Consider the following 23,427-nt stretch of genomic DNA (forward strand, 5'->3'; position numbering starts at 1 on the left):
ACCGGGACGCACGGGAACGGTCAGGAGATCCCGAATTCCTTGCCGAGCAGATCAAATACTTCGTCGTCCGTGGCCGATTCCAGATCGCTGCGCGTTCCAGAGCCTTCTGGCGCCGGCGCCTTGCCGGATTCGTCGGCAATCGCCAACACAGCCTGGAGCTTTGACAGGATCCGGTCGCGAGCTTCACTCTCTGCCAACTTCGTGACCAATTCTTGTTCGACCCTGTCCAGGTCAGCAAGTAGGGAATCCACTAGAGCTGGTTCCGCCGCCCCCACCGTCTCCGTGAGCACATGACGGGCGAGGAGAGCGGGTGTCGGGTAGTCGAACACCAGCGTCGCGGGGAGCCGCAACCCGGTGGCCTTGTTCAGCCGGTTGCGCAATTCGACGGCCGTCAGCGAGTCGAATCCCAGGTCCTGGAAGGCGTGTTCCGGTCGGACCGTACGGTCCGACGCGTGGCCCAGGACCGCGGCCACCTCGGCCCGGACCAGGTCCAGGACAGCCTTGTCCCGCTCGGCTTCCGGCAGCCCCTCCAGGCGGTCGGCCAGCGAGGACACGGAGGGCACGGCAGCTGCCTGTGCCGTCCTGCGGGCCGCAGCCGGCACAAGGTCGCGCAGCACCGCCGGCGCTTCACCGGCGCGCAGCGCACCGGTGCCGAGGCGGGCCGGGGCGAGCACCTCCTCGTCCGAGGCCAGTGCCGCGTCGAAGAGTCGCAGCCCCTCCTCCGGCGGCAGCGGCAGCACGCCACTGCGCGCCATCCGCGCCCGGTCGGCCTCGGCGAGGCCGACCGTCATCGCGCCGGACTGCTCCCACACACCCCAGGCCAGCGACGTGGCGGGCAGACCCGCACGGCGGCGGTACGACGAGAAGGCGTCGAGGAAGGAATTCGCCGCCGCGTAGCTCGCCTGACCGGCACTGCCGACCATTCCGGCGATGGACGAGAAGACGACGAAGGCGGCCAGGTCCATTTCCCGGGTGCAGTCGTGCAGATTCAGCACGGCGTCCACCTTGGGCCGGAAGACCTCCCTCATCCCTTCCGGTGTGATCGAGGCGATCACGCCGTCGTCGAGGACGCCGGCGGTGTGCACGACGGCCGTCACCTGCGTCCTGGCCAGCGCCGCGGCAAGGGCGTCCCGGTCGGCCGCGTCGCAGGCCGCCCAGGTGACCTCGGCGCCCCACGCGGCCAGCTCGGCCTCCAGCTCGGCCGCGCCGGGGGCCTTTGCACCGCGCCGGCTGAGCAGCAGCAGGCTGCGCACGCCGTGAACGGCGACCAGGTGCCGGGCGACGAGCCCGCCCAGCGACCCGGACGCACCGGTCAGCAGGACCGGGCCAACGCCGAAGTCCGGCGTGCCGGCGGCGGCCCCGGTGGCCTTTGCCAGGCGCGGTACGAGCACGTCATGGCCGCGCACCGCGAACTGCGGTTCACCGGAAGCGATCGCGGCGGGCAGCACGCGGACGGCTTCATCGGTGTCTTCGGCCTCCACCAGCACGATCCGGTCCGGGTTCTCCGACTGCGCGGACCGCACGAGCCCCCACACCGCAGCATGAGCCAGATCGCCGGGACGCGTCACCAACGCCAGACGCACCGGACGATCCTCCGCCAGCCACCACTGCACCAACGCCAGAACCTCGCTCGCTACGGCGTGCACCCGCTCGGCGATGTCCTCACCGGATCCCACCGGGCACGGCACGACCGCGACATCGGGCAGGTCCGGTCCGGCGACCAGAGCGGCCAGGTCCGCGTAACTCCGGACCTCGGTACCGACGGCGGCCTCGGTGAGGGCCACCGGCTGCCATGCGAGGCCGAACAGCGAGTTCTCGGCACGCCCGCCGGAGCCGCCCGCCTTCAGCAGCTGCTCCTGCGACACCGGGCGCAGCGACAGCGAGCCGGCCGTGGCCACCAGGCCACCGGCGGCATCGGCCACGGTCAGCGACACGGCGTCGGTGCCCGTCCGCGAGACCTTGACCCGCAGCGCCGTCGCCCCGGCGGCCCGCACACTCACCTCGGACCAGGCGAAGGGCAGCAGCGGCCCGTCATCGACGGGGACGAGCCCCCCCGCGCCGATCGCATGAAGCGCCGCGTCCAGCAGCGCCGGATGCAGGGCGAACGCGCCTGCCTCCGTGCCCTCGGGCAGGGCGACCTCGGCGAGGACGTCGTCCCCGCTGCGCCACACCGACCGCAGGCCCCGGAAGACCGGGCCGTATCCCAGGCCGAGTTCGGCCAGGCCGTCGTAGAACGCCGTCACATCGACGGCCTCCGCGCCCGCCGGCGGCCACGCCCCGACGTCCGCACCGTGCGGCGGCTCCGGCAGCACGTCCGTCAGGAAGCCGATCGCGTGCCGTACCCACGGCGCGTCGTCCGGAGCGTCGTCCAGCCGCGAGTGCACGCTCAGCGCACGCCGGCCCGGCTCCTCTTCCTCGGCGCCGACCCACACCTGCACGGCCACACCGCCGCGCTCCGGGACGATCAGCGGCGCTTCCAGCGTCAGGTCCTCGATCTGCGCGCAACCGGCCTCGTCGCCCGCACGCACCGCCAGCTCCACGAGCGCGGTGCCCGGCAGCAGCACGCTGCCCATGACTGTGTGGTCGCCGAGCCAGGGGTGGGTTTTGAGCGAGAGCCGCCCGGTGACCAGGAATCCGCCGGTGCCCGGCAGCGCGACCGCCGCACCCGCCAACGGGTGCTCGGCCGCACCCAGCCCGAGTCCGGTGGCAGCGGCACTGCCGGTGAACTCCTCGGGCGCTTCCAGCCAGAAGCGCTCGTACTGGAAGGCGTAGGTGGGCAGGTCGACGCGGCGGGCGCCCGGGAAGAGCGCCTGCCAGTCCGGGGAGACGCCGTGCACATGCAGTTCGGCGAGCGCGGTGACGACGGCCTGCGGTTCGGGGCGGTCGGCGCGGAGTGCAGGGACGGTGACGACGTCGTCGTCGAGGCAGCCCTGGGTGAGGGCGCTGAGGACGCCGCCGGGGCCGATCTCGACGAAGGTGGTCACGCCCAGGTCGTGCAGGGTCTGCACACCATCCGCAAAACGGACCGCCTCACGGACATGGCGGACCCAGTACTCCGGCGTGTACGCCTCGGCGAGACGGCCCGTGAGGTTGGACACCACCGGAATCCGCGGCTCACTGAAGGACAAGCCGCCTACGACCTCGGCGAAATCGTCCAGCATCGGGTCCATCAACGGCGAGTGGAAGGCATGGCTGACCTTCAACCGGGACGTCTTACGGCCCTGTTGCTTGAAGAGCTCGCCGATCGCGGTGACCGCGTCCTCCGCACCGGAAATCACCACGGACTGAGGCCCGTTGATCGCCGCGATACCGACCTGATCGGTGAGATGCGGCAGGACCTCGTCCTCGGTCGCCTGCACAGCAACCATCGCACCGCCCGCAGGCAGCGCCTGCATCAGCGCAGCACGCACCGACACCAGCTTCGCCGCGTCATCGAGCGACAGCACACCCGCCACATGCGCGGCCGCAATCTCGCCGACCGAGTGACCCGCCACGTAATCCGGCCGCACCCCCCACGACCCCAACAGCCGGAACAGCGCCACCTCAACAGCGAAGAGGGCGGGCTGGGCGGCGCCCGTCCGGTGCAGTTCTTCCGAGTCGACGTCGACCGGCGCATCCAGACGCGCACACACCTCGTCGTAAGCCGCGGCAAAGACGGGGTACGCCGCGTACAGCTCACGCCCCATCCCCAACCGCTGCGACCCCTGACCCGAGAACAAGAAACCAACCTTGCCCCCGGCGCCCGGTTCACCCACGACGACCCGTCCGGACGGGGACCCTGCGGCCAGCGCACGGAGTCCTTCCAGGAGTTCGTCCCGGCTCTCCCCCACCACGGCAGCCCGGGCCTCCATCGACGAGCGTGTGGAGGCGAGCGAGAAGCCGATGTCAACCGGCAGCAGATCCGTGTCCGAGGAGAGGGACAGCAGGCGTTCTGCCTGTGCCTGCAGCACCGCCTCGGTCCTGCCCGACAGCACCCACGGCACGGCCGCGCCGGAGTCGGGCGCGGGGGGCAGATCCACCGAAGCGGAAGCGTGCTCGACGATCACGTGCGCATTCGTACCGCTCACGCCGAACGAGGACACTGCGGCCCGGCGCGGCGCGTCGCCCGTGGGCCATTCCACCGCCTCGGTCAGCAGCCGCACCGCGCCCTCCGACCAGTCCACATGGGGTGTCGGCTCATCGATGTGCAGCGTCTGCGGCAGCACACCGTGCCGCATCGCCATCACCATCTTGATCACACCACCGACACCGGCAGCGGCCTGCGAGTGGCCGATGTTGGACTTCAGCGAGCCCAGCCACAGCGGCCGGTCCTCGGCGCGCTCCTGCCCGTACGTCGCCAGCAGCGCCTGCGCCTCGATCGGGTCACCCAGCGTCGTGCCCGTACCGTGTGCTTCGACCGCCTCGACCTGGTCCGAGGACAGGCCGGCGTTCGCCAGCGCCTGCCGGATCACCCGCTGCTGCGACGGACCGTTCGGAGCCGTCAGGCCGTTGGACGCACCGTCCTGGTTCACCGCAGTGCCGCGCACGACCGCCAGCACCTGATGCCCATTCCGGCGGGCATCGGACAGCCGCTCCACGAGCAGCATGCCCGCGCCCTCGGCCCACCCCGTACCGTCCGCACCAGCGGCGAACGCCTTGCACCGGCCGTCCGCCGACAAGCCCCGCTGACGGCTGAACTCCACGAACGTCGAGGGAGTCGCCATCACCGTGACGCCGCCGACCAGGGCCATCGAGCACTCGCCGCTCCGCAGCGACTGGGTCGCCAGGTGCAGTGCCACGAGCGAGGACGAGCACGCCGTGTCGACCGTGACCGCAGGACCCTCAAGACCGAAGGTGTACGAGACGCGCCCCGAAGCGACGCTGCCCGCACTGCCGCTGCCCAGGTAGGCGTCCATGCCCTCCCGGGCCGTCTTCACCCGCCCGCCGTAGTCGTGGTACATCACGCCGGCGAAGACACCGGTCCTGCTGCCTCGCACCGAGGCCGGATCGATGCCAGCCCGCTCGAACGCCTCCCACGACGTCTCCAGCAGCAGCCGCTGCTGCGGGTCCATTGCCAGCGCCTCACGCGGCGAGATCCCGAAGAAGGCAGGATCGAACTCGGCCGCCTCGTGGAGGAAGCCGCCGTGGCGCACGTAGGACTTGCCGGAGCGGTCGGGGTCGGGGTCGTAGAGGTTCTCGACGTCCCAGCCGCGGTCCTCGGGGAATCCGGAGATCGCGTCGCCGCCGGACGCGACGAGGCGCCACAGGTCTTCGGGCGACCGCACATCACCGGGGAACCGGCAGGCCATGCCCACGATCGCGATCGGCTCGTCCGTGCCGGCGACCGCGGCGACCGCGGCCTCGGACTGCTCCTGCACGCCCAGCGTCTCGGCCAGCAGGAAGCGGGAGAGCGCGGCGGGCGTCGGGTGGTCGAAGACCATGGTCGCGGGGAGCCGCAGCCCGGTCGCTGTGTTCAGGCGGTTGCGCAGTTCCACCGAGGTGAGCGAGTCGAAACCGGCGTCCTGGAAGGCGTGTTCCGGCTGGACGGCCCGGACCGAGGCGTACCCGAGCACAGCGGCGACCTCGGTACGGACCAGGTCCAGCACCGCCTGCTCGCGCTCGGCCTCCGGCAGCCCGGCCAGCCGCCGGCCCAGCGATCCCTTCGGCGCGGTCTGCGCCGTGCGCCGCGCGGTGCCCCGTACGGGGCCGCGCAGCCCTCGCAGCACCGGAGGCACCGTGCCCTGCGTGCCGCCGAGGTCCAGCCGCAGCGGAGCGACAGTGGACCGGTCCAAGGCCAGCGCCGCGTCGAACAGCCGCAGTCCCTCGTCAACGGCTATCGGGGCCAGACCCACCCGCTTGAGCCGGGTGAGGTCCGCCTGGTCGAGCCGGTCGGCCATGCCGCTGCCCTGCTCCCACAGGCCCCACGCCAGGGAGGTCGCGGGGAGGCCCTGGGCGCGGCGGGCTTCGGCGAAGGCGTCGAGGAAGGTGTTCGCTGCGGCGTAGTTGCCCTGCCCGGCGCTGCCCAGGATTCCGGACACCGACGAGAAGACCACGAACGCCGACAGGTCGCTCGTCAGCTCGTGGAGGTTCAGCACGGCGTCGACCTTCGGCCGCAGCACCGCGTCCATGCGCTCCGGGTTCAGCGCGGCGATCACGCCGTCGTCGAGGACGCCGGCGGTGTGCACGACGGCCGTCACCTGCGTCCTGGCCAGCGCCGCGGCAAGGGCGTCCCGGTCGGCCGCGTCGCAGGCCGCCCAGGTGACCTCGGCGCCCCACGCGGCCAGCTCGGCCTCCAGCTCGGCCGCGCCGGGGGCCTTTGCACCGCGCCGGCTGAGCAGCAGCAGGCTGCGCACGCCGTGAACGGCGACCAGGTGCCGGGCGACGAGCCCGCCCAGCGACCCGGACGCACCGGTCAGCAGGACCGGGCCAACGCCGAAGTCCGGCGTGCCGGCGGCGGCCCCGGTGGCCTTTGCCAGGCGCGGTACGAGCACGTCATGGCCTCGCACCGCGAACTGCGGTTCACCGGAAGCGATCGCGGCGGGCAGCACGCGGACGGCTTCATCGGTGTCTTCGGCCTCCACCAGCACGATCCGGTCCGGGTTCTCCGACTGCGCGGACCGCACGAGCCCCCACACCGCAGCATGAGCCAGATCGCCGGGACGCGTCACCAACGCCAGACGCACCGGACGATCCTCCGCCAGCCACCACTGCACCAACGCCAGCACGGCATTGGTGACTTCACGGACTTGGGTGGCCGTGTCCGTGTCCGTGGTGGAACCTGTCGGGCACGGAACGACAACGACGTCCGGGGTCCCTTCCGACTCCCGCAGTGCGACGAAGTCCGCGACGGCCTCGATCACCAGCGCCTCGGAGGCGGGGGGCAGCGTGAACGGCGTCCACTCCAGCCCGAACAGCGGGTCGCCGTCACCGGCACCGCGCAGTTGCTCCGCAGATACGGCACGCAGCGACAGCGACTCGACCGAGGCCACCGGATCACCGGCGCCGTCGGCCACGGCCAGCGTCACCGAACCGGTGCCCGTCCGCGACAGCTTCACCCGCACCATGGATGCACCGGCCGCCTGAAGAGCGACACCGGACCACGCGAACGGCAGGACCGGGCCGTCGTCCAGTGACACCAGCCCGCCCGCGGCCAGGGCGTGCAGAGCAGCGTCCAGCAGCGCCGGGTGCAGGGCGAACGCAGCCGCGTCGGCGCCCGAGTCCTCCGGCAGTTCGACCTCGGCGAAGACGTCGTCCCCGCTGCGCCACACCGACCGCAGGCCCCGGAAGACCGGACCGTAGTCCAGGCCGGCCGCAGCCATGTCCTCGTAGAACGGCGTCAGATCAACGGCCTCCGCGCGGGCGGGCGGCCATGCGCCGATATCCGCAGCGGGCGGCGCCTCTGCCGAGGACAGCACGCCCGTCGCGTGCCGCAGCCAGGAACCGTCTTCGACGCGCGAGTGCACGCTCAGCTGCCGCCGGCCGGACTCGTCCTCCGGGCCGACCGCCACCTGAAGGGTGACGCCGCCGCGCTCGGGCACGACCAGGGGAAGTTCCAGGGTGAGGTCTTCGATCCATCCGCAGCCGGCCTCGTCACCCGCCCGGACCGCCAGCTCGACGAACGCGGTGCCGGGCAGCAGAACGGTCCCGTTCACGGCGTGGTCGGAGAGCCACGGGTGGGTTTCGAGGGAGAGTAGCCCGGTGAGCAGGACCCCGTCGCTGTCGGCGGTCGCGATCGCGGCACCGAGCAGCGGGTGGTCCGCCGCCCCCAGACCGGCAGCCCGGACGTCACCGGGTGTCTGGGGTACGTCGAGCCAGTGGCGCTCGCGCTGGAAGGCGTACGTGGGCAGGTCGACGCGCCGGGCGCCCGGGAAGAGCGCCTGCCAGTCCGGGGAGATGCCGTGGGTATGGAGCTGACCGATGGCGGTGACGATCGCGTACGGCTCGGGGCGGTCGGCGCGGAGTGCAGGGACGGTGACGACGTCGTCGTCGAGGCAGCCCTGGGTGAGGGCGCTGAGGACGCCGCCGGGGCCGATCTCGACGAAGGTGGTCACGCCCAGGTCGTGCAGGGTCTGCACACCATCCGCAAAACGGACCGCCTCACGGACATGGCGGACCCAGTACTCCGGCGTGTACGCCTCGGCGAGACGGCCCGTGAGGTTGGACACCACCGGAATCCGCGGCTCACTGAAGGACAAGCCGCCTACGACCTCGGCGAAATCGTCCAGCATCGGGTCCATCAACGGCGAGTGGAAGGCATGGCTGACCTTCAACCGGGACGTCTTACGGCCCTGTTGCTTGAAGAGCTCGCCGATCGCGGTGACCGCGTCCTCCGCACCGGAAATCACCACGGACTGAGGCCCGTTGATCGCCGCGATACCGACCTGATCGGTGAGATGCGGCAGGACCTCGTCCTCGGTCGCCTGCACAGCAACCATCGCACCGCCCGCAGGCAGCGCCTGCATCAGCGCAGCACGCACCGACACCAGCTTCGCCGCGTCATCGAGCGACAGCACACCCGCCACATGCGCGGCCGCAATCTCGCCCACCGAGTGACCCGCCACGTAATCCGGCCGCACCCCCCACGACCCCAACAGCCGGAACAGCGCCACCTCAACAGCGAACAACGCAGGCTGCGTGGAGCCCGTCCGGTGCAGTTCTTCCGAGTCGACGTCGACCGGCGCATCCAGACGCGCACACACCTCGTCGTAAGCCGCGGCAAAGACGGGGTACGCCGCGTACAGCTCACGCCCCATCCCCAACCGCTGCGACCCCTGACCCGAGAACAAGAAACCAACCTTGCCCCCAATGGCACCGCCCACCGGAGCAGCACCAGAAGCGACCGCCTCGAGCCCCCGCCGGAACTCAGCAAGATCCCCGCCCACAACCACCGCACGGCGCTCCAGCACCGCACGCGACGTGGCCAGCGAGAACCCCACATCAAGCGGCCGAACCTCCGCACCCTCCGCATCCACGAAGGACAACAGCCGACCCGCCTGGTCCCGCAGCGCCGCCTCACTCTTCCCCGACAGCACCCACGGCACAACTGACCCCGAGTCCGGGACCGCGACCGCGACCGCGACCGGAGCAGGCTCCGCCGCGACAGGCGCCTGCTCGACGATCACGTGCGCATTCGTACCGCTCACGCCGAACGAGGACACTGCGGCCCGGCGCGGCGCGTCGCCCGTGGGCCATTCCACCGCCTCGGTCAGCAGCCGCACCGCGCCCTCCGACCAGTCCACATGGGGTGTCGGCTCATCGATGTGCAGCGTCCGCGGCAGCACACCGTGCCGCATCGCCATCACCATCTTGATCACACCACCGACACCGGCAGCGGCCTGCGAGTGGCCGATGTTGGACTTCAGCGAGCCCAGCCACAGCGGCCGGTCCTCGGCGCGCTCCTGCCCGTACGTCGCCAGCAGCGCCTGCGCCTCGATCGGGTCACCCAGCGTCGTGCCCGTACCGTGTGCTTCGACCGCCTCGACCTGGTCCGAGGACAGGCCGGCGTTCGCCAGCGCCTGCCGGATCACCCGCTGCTGCGACGGACCGTTCGGAGCCGTCAGGCCGTTGGACGCACCGTCCTGGTTCACCGCAGTGCCGCGCACGACCGCCAGCACCTGATGCCCATTCCGGCGGGCATCGGACAGCCGCTCCACGAGCAGCATGCCCGCGCCCTCGGCCCACCCCGTACCGTCCGCACCAGCGGCGAACGCCTTGCACCGGCCGTCCGCCGACAAGCCCCGCTGACGGCTGAACTCCACGAACGTCGAGGGAGTCGCCATCACCGTGACGCCGCCGACCAGGGCCATCGAGCACTCGCCGCTCCGCAGCGACTGGGTCGCCAGGTGCAGTGCCACGAGCGAGGACGAGCACGCCGTGTCGACCGTGACCGCAGGACCCTCAAGACCGAAGGTGTACGAGACGCGCCCCGAAGCGACGCTGCCCGCACTGCCATTGACGAGGTAGCCCTCAAGACCTGCCGGCGAGGTGTGCACGCGCCCGCCGTAGTCGTGGTACATCACGCCGGCAAAGACACCGGTCCTGCTGCCTCGCACCGAGGCCGGATCGATGCCAGCCCGCTCGAACGCCTCCCACGACGTCTCCAGCAGCAGCCGCTGCTGCGGGTCCATCGCCAGCGCCTCACGCGGCGAGATCCCGAAGAACTCCGCGTCGAAGTCCGCCGCGTCGTGCAGGAAACCGCCCTCACGGGTGTAGCTGGTCCCCCACTGGTCGGGGTTCGGGTCGTAGAGCCTCTCGACGTCCCACCCGCGGTCCTCGGGGAAGCCCGACACCGCGTCGCGGCCGGAGAACACCAGCTGCCACAGGTCTTCGGGCGACTGCACCCCGCCGGGGTAGCGGCAGGCCATGCCCACGATCGCGATCGGCTCGTCCGCCGCGCCGGTGGCCGTGGAGACGGTCGCCGGCACGGCCGCCGCCTCGCCGGAGCCCGCGGCTTCGGCGGTCAGGAAGCGGGCGAGGGTGAGCGGGTTCGGGTAGTCGAAGATCAGTGTGGCGGGCAGGCGCATGCCAACGGCCGAGTTGAGCCGGTTGCGCAGTTCGACGGCGGTCAGCGAATCGAACCCGATGTCCTTGAACGAGTCGTCCGCGCCGACCGACTGTGCGCCGGCGTGGCCGAGCACGGCGGCGACCTCGGTACGGACCAGGTCCAGCACCGCCTGCTCTCGCTCGGCCTCCGGCAGCCCGGCCAGCCGCCGGCCCAGGGAAGACGATGCCGCCTTCGCCGCCGCTGCCGCGCGCCGCACCGGCGCGACCCGGACCAGTCCGCGCAGCACCGGCGGAACGGCCTGCTGTCCCTGTCCGTCGCGGAAGGCGGAGGTGTTGAGCCGGATCGGGACGACTGCCGCCCGCCCGGTGGCCAGGGCCGCGTCGAACATCCGCAGCCCGTCCGCCGACGGGATCGCGGCGAGGCCCATGCGCTTGATGCGGGTGAGATCGGTGTGATCGAGGCTGCCGGTCATCGCGCTCTCGCTGTCCTGCGCCCACAGGCCCCAGGCCAGCGAGGTGGCGGGCAGGCCCTGGGCACGGCGGTGCTCGGCGAGGGCGTCGAGGAAGGTGTTGGCGGCGGCGTAGTTCCCCTGGCCTGGCGTGCCGAGAGTGCCCGCCACGGAGGAGAAGACCACGAACGCGGACAGGTCACCGGACAGGTCGTGCAGGTTCAACGCCGCGTCGACCTTGGGGCGGAACACGCCGTCCAGCCGCTCGGGAGTCAGCGAACCGATGATGCCGTCGTCCACGACACCGGCGGTGTGGATGATCGCGGACAGGCTCCGCCCGGTCAGGAGTTCACGCACGGCATCGCGGTCGGCCACGTCGCAGGCGGCCCAGGTGACATCGGCGCCCTGCGCGGTCAGGTCGGCGGTGAGCTCGGCCGCACCAGGTGCGTCCCCGCCGCGGCGGCTGACGAGCAGCAGGCTGCGGACACCGTGCTCGGCGACCAGATGGCGAGCGAACAGTCCGCCCAGCCCGCCCGACGCGCCGGTCAGCAGGACGGTGCCGGAACCGAGGTCAGAGAGCTCCGTCTCCGCGTGCGGCGCGGCGATGCGGACCAGCCTCGGCACCCGGACCTCGCCCGCGCGCACCTCGCCCTGCGGCTCACCGGAGGCGATCAGGCCGGGCAGCAGCCCGGCGAGACCGGCATCGTCACCGCTGTCGCCATCGGCATCGGCATCGGTCTCGACCAGCACGATGCGGTCGGGGTTCTCGCTCTGCGCCGAGCGCACCAGCCCGCGGACCGCCGACTGGACCAGGTCTCCCGTACGCATCACCAGCACCAGACGCGACGGGCGTTCCTCGGCGAGCCACCACTGCACCAGTTCCAGCACGGCATTGGTGACCTCGCGGACCCGGGTGGCGAGGTCCGTGCCGGCCCCGGTCGGGCACGGCACGACCACGGCCTCGGCTCCGGCGTCCGGCAGCGGGGCTGCGGCCTGCAGAGCGGCGAGGTCCTCGTACGTCTCGATCCTCATGCCGTCCGGCGCGGTCGGCAGGCTGACCGGTGTCCACTCCAGGCCGAAGACCGAGTCGTCGCTGCCGGAACCGGCGCGCAACTGGTCGGCGGGGACCGGGCGCAGCGTCAGGGAGTCGATCCGCGCGACCGGCTCGCCGGTGCCGTCGGCCAGAACCAACGACACCGTGGAGGTGCCGGTGCCTGCGCGCGAGACCTTCACCCGCAGGACGGAGGCTCCGGCGGCCGCCAGGCGCACGCCGCTCCAGGCGAACGGCAGCAGCCCGTTCCCCGTCCCGGCCTCGGGCTCGACCGCACCCAGCCAGACGGTGTGCAGGGCCGCGTCGAACAGCGCGGGGTGCAGACCGTACGCACCCGCGGCCGTCCGCTCCGCGCCGGGCAGTTCCACCTCGGCGAAGAAGTCGTCCCCGCTCCGCCACGCGGCACGCAGCCCCTGGAAGACCGGGCCGTACTCGAATGCCATTCCCGCGAGACGGTCGTAGAAGCCGTCGACGTCGACCGGCTCCGCGGCCGCGGGCGGCCATGCGGCGAGCGAGCCGTCCACCGGGTCCGTGGCGACGGCGAGCGAGCCGGAGGCGTGCCGGACCCACGTCCGCTCGGACTCGTCCTCGTGGGCGTGCGTGTCCCCGTCGTCGATCCGCGAGTGCACGGTCAGCGGCCTGCGGCCGGAGCCGTCGTCGGCGCCGACGCGCACCTGCAGTGCGACGCCGCCGCGCCCGGGCACGAACAGCGGTGTCTCCAGCGTCAGTTCTTCCAGCAGGTCGCAGCCCACGGCGTCGGCAGCGGTGATCGCCAGCTCGACGAACGCGGTTCCCGGCAGGAGGACGACCCCGTTCACGGTGTGATCCACCAGCCACGGATGCGTGTGCGCCGAGAGCCGCCCGGTGAGCAGGTGCCCGTCGCCGTCGGCCAGCGGCACGGCGGCGCCGAGCAGCGGGTGACCGGCCTCGCCCTGGCCCACCGCGCGCATGTCACCGGCGGAGGCGGGGGCGTCGAGCCAGTAGCGCTCGCGCTGGAAGGCGTACGTGGGCAGGTCGATGCGCCGGGCGCCGGGGAGGAAGGCGTGCCAGTCCACTTCCACGCCGCAGACGTGCAGCTGAGCGTACGCCGTGGTGATCGCCTGCGGTTCGGGGCGGTCGGCGCGTAGTACGGGGACGGTGACCACGTCGTCGTCCAGGCAGCCCTGAGTGAGGGCGCTCAACACGCCGCCGGGGCCGATCTCCACGAAGGTGCTCACGCCCAGGTCGTGCAGGGTCTGCACACCATCCGCAAAACGGACCGCCTCACGGACGTGCCGGACCCAGTACTCGGGGGTGTACGGCTCGGCAAGACGGCCGGTGAAGTTGGAGACCACCGGAATCAGCGGCTCGCTGAAGGTCAGACCGCGGACGACCTCGGCGAAGTCCTCCAGCATGGGGTCCATCAACGGCGAGTGGAAGGCGTGGCTGACCTTCAGCCGGGACGTCTTGCGGCCCTGCTGCGTGAAGACCTCGGCGATCTCCAGCACGGCATCCTCGGCACCGGAGACCACGACGGAGTGCGGACCATTGATCGCCGCGATACCGACACCGTCGGTCAGGTGCGGCAGGACCTCGTCCTCGGTCGCCTGGACCGCCACCATCGCACCGCCCGCCGGCAGCGCCTGCATCAGCGCAGCACGCGCCGACACCAGCTTCGCCGCATCATCGAGCGACAGCACACCCGCCACATGCGCGGCCGCAATCTCGCCCACCGAGTGACCCGCCACGTAATCCGGCCGCACCCCCCACGACCCCAACAGCCGGAACAGCGCCACCTCAACCGCAAACAACGCAGGCTGAGTGCACCCGGTCTGGTTCAACTCCTCCGAATCGACGTCGACCGGCGCATCCAGACGCGCACACACCTCGTCATACGCATCGGCGAACACCGGGAACGCCGCATACAGCTCACGCCCCATCCCCAACCGCTGCGAACCCTGACCCGAGAACAAGAACCCGACCTTGCCCCCGGATCGGGCGCGCCCCAGCGTCACGTTCGCCGCCGGTTCGCCTGTGGCAAGGGCCTCCAGCCCCGCCCGCAGTTCGGCTGCGTCGGTGCCGATCACCGCAGCCCGGTGCTCCAGCGCCGATCGCGTCGTGGCGGACGAGAATCCGGCGTCGACCGGAGAGACGTCGCCGGCCGCGAAGGCCAGCAGACGCTCGGCCTGCGCCCGCAGCGCCACCTCGCTCTTCGCCGACAGCACCCACGGCACGGGCACCGGTCGGTGTACCGCGGCCGGCTCGGCTTCGGCCGCGGCGGGCGCCTCCTCGATAATCGTGTGCGCGTTGGTGCCGCCGATGCCGAAGGACGACACCGCGGCCCGGCGGGGCCCGGCGGTCCCGGGCCATTCCACCGGCTCGGTCAGCAGCCGTACGGCGCCCGCCGACCAGTCGACGTGCCCGGTCGGCTCGTCCACGTGCAGCGTCTGCGGCAGCACACCGTGCTGCATGGCCAGCACCATCTTGATCACACCGGCCACACCCGCCGCAGCCTGCGTGTGACCGATGTTGGACTTGACCGATCCCAGCCACACCGGCCGGTCGTCGGAGTGCTCCTGGCCGTACGTCGCCAGCAGCGCCTGCGCCTCGATCGGGTCGCCCAGCTTGGTGCCCGTGCCGTGGGCCTCGACCGCGTCCACATCGGCGGGCGTGAGTCCGGCGGAGGCCAGTGCCTGCCGGATGACCCGCTGCTGCGACGGACCGTTGGGGGCGGTCAGACCGTTGGACGCACCGTCCTGGTTCACCGCGCTGCCGCGCACCACTGCCAGCACCTGATGCCCGTGGCGCTGGGCGTCGGACAACCGCTCCACCAGCAGCAGGCCGACGCCTTCACCCCAGCCGGTGCCGTCGGCACCGGCCGCGAACGCCTTGCAGCGGCCGTCCGGCGACAGCCCGCGCTGACGGCTGAACTCCACGAACAGGTCCGGCGTGGTCATGACGGTGACGCCGCCGACCAGGGCCATCGAGCACTCGCCGCTCCGCAGTGCCTGTGCGGCTAGGTGGAGGGCCACGAGCGAGGACGAGCAGGCCGTGTCGACCGTGACCGCAGGACCCTCAAGACCGAACGTGTAGGAGATGCGGCCGGAGACGACCGACGCCGCCTTGCCCGTCAGCGCGTATCCCTCGATCTCCTCGGGAGCGTTGCGCAGCCCGTTGGCGTAGTCCTGGCCATTGGTGCCGATGAAGACACCGGTGCGGCTGGCGCGGACGGATACGGGGGCGATGCCAGCGCGCTCGAAGGCCTCCCACGAGGTCTCCAGCAGCAGGCGCTGCTGGGGATCCATGGCCAGCGCCTCGCGCGGCGAGATCCCGAAGAGGCCGGCGTCGAAGCGGTCGGCACCCTGGATGAAGCCGCCCTCACGCGCGTACGTCCTGCCGGACCGGTCGGGGTCGGGGTCGTAGAGCGAGTCGATGTCCCAGCCGCGGTCGGTGGGGAAGCCGGACACCGCGTCCCGGCCGGAGCGCAGCAGCTCCCACAGGTCCTCCGGCGACTGCACGCCGCCCGGGAAGCGGCAGCTCATGCTGACGATCGCGAGGGGCTCGTCGGTCGCGGCGGCGGCCGTCGCCTGCGCGGCCTCCGCTTCCAGCCCGTGCCGGCCGAGGAGTTCTTCGCGCAGGTGGCGGGCGAGCGCGGTGGGGGTCGGGTGGTCGAAGACCAGGGTCGTGGGCAGCTTGAGGCCGGTGGCCGTATTGAGCCTGTGGCGCAGTTCGACGGCGGTGAGCGAGTCGAAGCCGGTCTCGCGGAACGTCCGGTCGGCCTCGAAGGCGCCCTTGCCCGTGTGGCCGAGCACCGTGGCGGCCTGCTCACGGACCAGGTCCAGCAGGATGCGGTCCTGCTCCCCCCGCGTGGCGCCCAGGAGGCGCTGGACCAGCGCGGACGCGGGCACTTCGGCGCTCTGCGCCGCCTGGGCGCGTGCTTCGAGGGCCTTACGGGCCTCGGGCACACCGTGCAGCAGCGGGCAGGGGCGCGTGCCGGCGAAGGCCGGGACAAAGCGGTCCCAGTCCACATCCGCGACGGTCACGGACGTCTCGCCGTGGGTCAGCGCACCGTGCAGCACGGAGATCGCGGGAAGGGCCGCGATCGCCCGGACGCCGCGCCGCCGCAGGTGGTCGCCGGCGGCGCCGTCGGCCATGCCTCCGTCCGCCCACGACCCCCACGCGACGGCCAGCGCGGGCAGGCCCTGGGCACGGCGCTGCTCGGCGAGGGCGTCGAGGAAGGCGTTCGCGGCACCGTAGGCGCCCTGGCCGCCGTTGCCCCAGACACCGGTCATCGACGAGAAGAGGACGAAGGCGTCGAGGTCCTGGCGGTCCCGGGTTAGCTCGTGCAAGTGGAGCGCGGCGTCCACCTTGGGCCGCAGCACGTGGTTCAGGCGCTCGGGCGTGAGCGATTCGACCAGGCCGTCGTCGAGCACGCCTGCGGTGTGCACCACGGCGTTCACCGTGTGTTGCTCGAACAGCTCGGCGAGCGCGGTCCGGTCGGCCGCATCGCACGCGGCGACGGTGACCCGAGCGCCCAGCTCCTCCAGCTCCGCCCTGAGTTCGGCGGCGCCCGGAGCGTCGGGGCCCCGGCGGCTGGTGAGCAGCAGGTGTTCGGCTCCGGCGGTGGCGAGCCAGCGGGCCACATGCCCGCCGAGCGCACCCGTACCGCCGGTCACGAGCACCGTGCCGCGCGGCGACCAGGGCGCGTCCGCCGGTGCCGCGCTCTGCGGCGCGCGTACGAGACGGCGGCCGGACACGCCGGAGGCTCGTACGGCGAGCTGGTCCTCGTCGGCCTGGGCCAGCAGGCCGGCCAGTCGCTCCAGCGAGCGGGAGTCGAGTTCGGTGGGCAGGTCGACGAGCCCGCCCCAGCGCTGCGGCTGTTCCAGGGCGACGATCCGGCCCAGGCCCCAGATCTGGGCCGAGGCGGGGTCGGTGAGCGGGTCGGAGGGGCCGGTCGACACCGCGCCGGTGGTCAGGCACCACAGCGGGGCCTCTATCCCGGTGTCGCCGAGGGCCTGGACGAGCAGGACGAGCCGCTGGAGGGCGTCCGTTCCTGCCCCAGCCCCAGCCCCTGCCGCGGCGAACACGATGCCGTCGACCTGCCCGTGCCCGGCGTTGGCCAGGGTCCGGGCCAGCGCATCGCGGTCGGTGTCTTCGCCCACGACGAACGGGACGAGCTCGACGCCGAGTTCCGTGAGTCCGGCGTGGATCGCCGCGGTCCATGCGGTCTCCTCGGGGACCACGTAGAACCAGGTCTCCGACGGAGCGGCGCCCCCGATGTCGCCGAGCGGCTGCCAGGTGATCCGGTAACGCCAGCCGTCGGCGGTGGACTGCTCGCGCCGCTGCCGGCGCCAGGCGGACAGCTTGGGTGCGACCACGTCCAGTTCGGCGGGCTCCATCCCCAGGAGCGCACCGAGTGATGCGCGGTCCTCGCTCTCGACGGAGTGCCAGAACTCGGCGTCCATCGCCTCCGGGGCGCCGGCGGCTGCCACCTGAGGCGCATCGAGCCAGTGGCGCTCGCGCTGGAAGGCGTACGTGGGCAGGTCGACGCGCCGGGCGCCCGGGAAGAGCGCCTGCCAGTCCGGGGAGATGCCGTGGGTATGGAGCTGACCGATGGCGGTGACGATCGCGTACGGCTCGGGGCGGTCGGCGCGGAGTGCAGGGACGGTGACGACGTCGTCGTCGAGGCAGCCCTGGGTGAGGGCGCTGAGGACGCCGCCGGGGCCGATCTCGACGAAGGTGGTCACGCCCAGGTCGTGCAGGGTCTGCACACCATCCGCAAAACGGACCGCCTCACGGACATGGCGGACCCAGTACTCCGGCGTGTACGCCTCGGCGAGACGGCCCGTGAGGTTGGACACCACCGGAATCCGCGGCTCACTGAAGGACAAGCCGCCTACGACCTCGGCGAAATCGTCCAGCATCGGGTCCATCAACGGCGAGTGGAAGGCATGGCTGACCTTCAACCGGGACGTCTTACGGCCCTGTTGCTTGAAGAGCTCGCCGATCGCGGTGACCGCGTCCTCCGCACCGGAGACCACCACGGACTGAGGCCCGTTGATCGCCGCGATACCGACCTGATCGGTGAGATGCGGCAGGACCTCGTCCTCGGTCGCCTGCACAGCAACCATCGCACCGCCCGCAGGCAGCGCCTGCATCAGCGCAGCACGCACCGACACCAGCTTCGCCGCGTCATCGAGCGACAGCACACCCGCCACATGCGCGGCCGCAATCTCGCCCACCGAGTGACCCGCCACGTAATCCGGCCGCACCCCCCACGACCCCAACAGCCGGAACAGCGCCACCTCAACAGCGAAGAGAGCGGGCTGGGCGGCGCCCGTCCGGTGCAGTTCTTCCGAGTCGACGTCGACCGGCGCATCCAGACGCGCACACACCTCGTCATACGCATCGGCGAACACCGGGTAGGACGCGTACAGCTCACGCCCCATCCCCAACCGCTGCGACCCCTGACCCGAGAACAAGAAACCAACCTTGCCCCCAGTAGCACCGCCCACCGGAGCAGCACCAGAAGCAATCGCCTCCAGCCCCCGCCGCAACTCAGCAACGTCCTCACCCACGACGACCGCACGGCGCTCCAGCACCGCACGCGACGTGGCCAGCGAGAACCCCACATCAGCCGGCCCAGCATCGGCACCCTCCGCGTCCACGAAGGACAGCAGCCGACCCGCCTGGTCCCGCAGCGCCGCCTCACTCTTCCCCGACAGCACCCACGGAACCGGTCCCACAGCAGCCGCCTCACGGGCGGGTGCTTCGTTCGTCGGGACCTGTTCGACGATGACGTGCGCGTTGGTGCCGCTGATGCCGAACGAGGACACCGCCGCGCGGCGCGGCAGGTCGCTGTCAGGCCACTCCACTGCCTCGGTCAGCAGCCGTAAGCCGCTCGCCGACCAGTCCACGTGCGGCGTCGGCTCGTCCACGTGGAGGGTCTGCGGCAGCACGCCGTGCTGCATCGCCATCACCATCTTGATCACGCCAGCCACACCCGCCGCGGCCTGCGTGTGACCGACGTTGGACTTCAGCGAGCCCAGCCACAGCGGCCGGTCGCTGTCCCGCCCCTGGCCGTAGGCAGCCATGAGGGCTTCTGCCTCGATCGGGTCGCCGAGCCGCGTTCCCGTGCCGTGCGCCTCCACCGCATCGACGTCGGCGGGCGTGAGTCCGGCGGAGGCCAGTGCCTGCCGGATGACCCGCTGCTGCGAGGGGCCGTTCGGCGCCGTGAGGCCGTTGGAGGCGCCGTCCTGGTTGACCGCGCTGCCCCGCACGATCGCCAGCACCCGGTGTCCGTTGCGCTCGGCGTCGCTGAGCCGCTCCACCAGCAGCATGCCGACTCCTTCGGCCCAGCCTGTGCCATCCGCGCCGGCTGCGAACGCCTTGCAGCGGCCGTCCGCCGACAGACCGCGCTGGCGGCTGAACTCCACGAACATGCCGGGCGTGGACATCACGGTCACGCCGCCGGCCAGGGCCATCGTGCACTCGCCGCTCCTCAGCGACTGGACGGCCAGGTGCAGGGCGACCAGGGACGACGAGCATGCGGTGTCGACCGTGACGGCCGGGCCTTCGAGGCCGAACGAGTAGGCCACGCGGCCCGATGCGACGCTGGTCGTCGTGCCGGTCAGCAGGTAGCCCTCGATGCCGTCGACCGGCTCATGCAGCCGGGGGCCGTAGTCCTGTGCCGTCGCGCCGATGAACACACCCGCCCGGCAGCCGCGCAGCGTGGCCGGGTCGATGCCGGCGCGCTCGAAGGCCTCCCAGGCGGTCTCCAGGACCAGCCGCTGCTGCGGGTCGATGGCGGCGGCCTCGCGGGGGCTGATGCCGAAGAAGCCGGCGTCGAACTCGGCTGCTTTGTGGAGGAAGCCGCCCTGCCGGGTCGAGGACTTGCCGGCGGTGCCGGGCTCCGGGTCGTAGAGCGCTTCGACGTCCCAGCCGCGATCCGTCGGGAATCCGGAGATGGCGTCGCCGCCGGAGGCGACCAGCCGCCACAAGTCCTCCGGTGAGCGCACCCCGCCAGGGAGGCGGCAGCTCATGGCCACGATGGCGATGGGCTCGTCGGGGTCGGCCACCGTCCCGGGCATCCCAGGCGAGACGACCGCCGTGCCCTCGCCCAGGGATTCCGCGCCGAGGTGGCGGGCGAGCGCGGCAGGGGTCGGGTGGTCGAACAGCAGTCCGCTGGGCAGGCGCAACCCGGTGGCCTCGCCGAGCTGATTGCGCAGTTCCACCGAGCTGAGCGAGTCGAAGCCGAGGTCCTTGAACGTCCACTCGGTCTCGACCTGGCGGGCTTCGGCGTGTCCCAGGACGGCAGCGATGTGTGCGCGGACCAGGTCGAGTACGGCTTCGTCGCGTTCGGCCTCGGGTAGGCCGGCCAGCCGCTGTGCCAGGGCGGCCGCGGGCGCGCTCCCGGTCCCGGCGGTCCTATCAATCCCATCGGTCTCGGTAGTCCCGGCGGTCCCTTCCGGCTGCGGGACGGCAGGCGCCCAGGGGGTGGCGACCGGGGCCGGGGCAGCGCCGTCCAGCCAGTACCGCTGCCGTTCGAACGCGTAGGTGGGGAGCGCGACCTTACGACGTACGCCTCGCCCGTCGAACAGGGCGGTCCAGTCCGGCTCCACGCCGTGGACGTGCAGCGAGGCGACCGCCGCCAGCAGAGCCTGCGCCTCGGGGCGGCGGGCGCGCAGGGCGGGCACGAACAGGGCCTCGCCATCGGCGCCGGCGCCGGCACGGGCCATGGAGGTCAGCACACCGCCGGGGCCGAGCTCCAGGTACGTGCGGGCGCCCTGCTCGTCGAGGCGGGCGACGCCGTCGGCGAACCGGACCGCGTCACGGACGTGGCGGACCCAGTACTCGGCGGTTACGCCTTCGTACTCCCCGGGCCCCTCGGACAACTCGCCCGTCACGTTGGACACGATCGGGATGCGCGGGGCGTGGAAAGTAAGGCCTTCGGCCACCCGACGGAACTCCGCCAGCATGGGTTCCATGTGCGGGGAGTGGAAGGCGTGGCTGACCCGCAGCCGGTTGGTCTTGCGCCCCAGGGCCGCGAAGGCCTCGGCGATCTCGGTGACGAGGTCCTCGTCGCCGGAGACGACGACGGAGTCCGGGCCGTTGAGCGCGGCGATGCTCACACGGTCCGTGCGGTCGCCGATGCGGGCGCGGACCTCGTCCTCGGCGGCCTGGATCGCGATCATGGCCCCGCCGGTGGGGAGTTCCTGCATCAGGCGGCCGCGCGCGGCGACCAGGGCGCAGGCGTCGGCAAGCGAGAGGACGCCGGCCACGTGCGCGGCGGCGAGTTCGCCGATGGAGTGGCCCATCAGCAGGTCAGGGGTGAGGCCCCAGCTCTCCAGCAGCCGGAACAGGGCGACCTCGAGGGCGAACAGCGAGGTCTGCGTGTAGAGGGTCCGGTCGAGTTCGGCCGCTTCCACGGAGTTCTCGGGGGCGAACATAACCTCGCGCAGCGGCCGCGGCAGGAGTGGGTCGAGCTGTGCGCACACCTCGTCCAGCGCGGCGGCGAACGCCGGGAACGCCTCGGTCAGTTCGCGGCCCATGCCGGCTCGCTGGCTGCCCTGGCCCGAGAAGAGGAAGGCGAGCTTGCCGCGCGGGCCGGTGCGGGCGGTGGTCAGTGCGGCGTCGATTCCGCCGGTGGACAGCTCGCGCAGGGCACGCAGGAAGTCCTCGCGGTGGCCGACGACGACGGCCCGGTGCTCGAAGGCGGTGCGGCCGGTGGCGAGCGACCAGCCGACGTCAGGCAGGGCGAGGCCGGGGTGCGCCTCGGTGTGCGAGAGCAGGGCGGCGGCCTGGGCACGCAGACCGGAGGCGGTCTTGGCGGACAGCGGCCACAGCGCCGGTGCCGTGACCGTCACCACGTCCGTACGCGTACCCGTGCCCGAATCCGTATCCGCACCCGTCGCGGACCCGCCGGCTTCGGGCCCGTCCGCCGTGGCACGGTGCTCCGCCAGCACGATGTGGCAGTTGGTGCCGCCCATGCCGAACGAGCTGACTCCGGCAAGCAGCGGGCGGTGGTCCTGGGTCTCCCACGCGGCGTGCTCGGTCTGCACCTGGAGGTTCAGCCGGGTCAGCGGGATCGCCGGGTGGGGGGTGTCGAAGTTGAGGCTGGCGGGAAGTTCGCGGTGGCGGAGCGACAGGGCGGCCTTGAGCAGGCCGGTGATGCCGGCGGCGCCCTCCAGGTGGCCGACGTTGGTCTTGGCCGAGCCGACCCGCAGCGGCCGGCCGGGCTCGCGCCCCGTGCCGAGCACCGCGCCGAGCGCGGCTGCCTCGATGGGGTCGCCGACCTTGGTGCCGGTGCCGTGCAGTTCCACGTAGCCGACGTGGGCGGGGTCGACTCCGGCCCGTTCGTAGGCGAGCCGGAGCACCTGCTCCTGCCCGGACTGCAGGGGTACGGTCAGCCCGTCGCCGCCGCCGTCGTTGTTGACCGCGCTGCCGCGGATCACGCAGTAGACCGGGTTTTCGTCCGCGACGGCCCGGGCCAGCGGCTTGAGGACGACGATGCCGCCGCCCTCGCCGCGGACGTAGCCGTTCGCGCGGGCGTCGAAGGTGAAGCAGCGGCCGTCCGGGGAGAGGCCGCCGAACTTGGCGGCGCCCAGGGTGCTCTCGGGGACGATGTTGAGGTTCACGCCGCCCGCGAGGGCGATCGTCGACTCGCCCTTGCGGAGGCTGTCGCAGGCCAGGTGGACCGAGACCAGGGAGGAGGACTGGCCGGAGTCCACGGTCAGGCTGGGGCCGTTCAGGCCGAGGAAGTACGAGACCCGGTTGGCGATGATGCTGCGGTGCAGTCCGGTGACGGTGTGCGGGGAGATGGCGGTGAGCCCGGAGCGGTGGTGCAGGGTCGCGTAGTCGTCCCAGATGGCGCCGACGAACACCCCCGTCCGGGTGGAGCGCAGCGTCCCGGCGCGCACGTGCGCGTCCTCCAGCGCTTCCCAGGCCAGCTCCAGTACGAGCCGCTGCTGCGGGTCCATGGCGGCGGCCTCCTTGGGGGAGATCCCGAAGAACCCGGCGTCGAAGTGGCCGATGCGTTCTAGGAACCCGCCCCGGCGGATGTCGGTCCTGCCCGGCGCGGACGGGTCGGCGTCGGCCACCGCGGCCCCGTCCCACCGGTCCGGGGGGACGTCGGTGATCGCGTCCGTGCCCTCGCTGAGCAGCCGCCAAAAGGCTGCCGGGTCGGCGGCCCCTGGCAGCCGGCATGCCAAGCCGATGACGGCTATGTCATCGGCCGAATCCGCCAAAGCCGAACCGGCCCGATTCCCTGTTCCGTTGAGCTCGGACTCGACCATATTGCGCTCCACCACCCACACAGAGAACGAAAAGGCACCGCACCGTGCTGGCCTCGGTACGGGCGATCGGCTCGACCGGGCGGCGACAAGTTGCAGTGTGACCCTAGTTTCGGGCCCGCGGCCGCATACCGCGGCTGCAGCGGATCAGATCTAGGGGAATCCCCAATGGGCG

At 72.2% G+C, this 23,427-nt stretch carries 1 protein-coding gene; it reads right to left on the bottom strand.

The features are described 5' to 3' along the window. Positions 1-20: 20 nt before the first annotated feature. Complete coding sequence (locus tag OHS70_RS07770; protein ID WP_328395042.1) at positions 21-23,255, bottom strand: type I polyketide synthase; 23,235 nt, start codon at positions 23,253-23,255, stop codon at positions 21-23. Positions 23,256-23,427 lie beyond the last annotated feature (172 nt).

The organism is Streptomyces sp. NBC_00390 (assembly GCF_036057275.1).
In the GTDB taxonomy this organism is placed as follows: Bacteria; Actinomycetota; Actinomycetes; order Streptomycetales; family Streptomycetaceae; genus Streptomyces.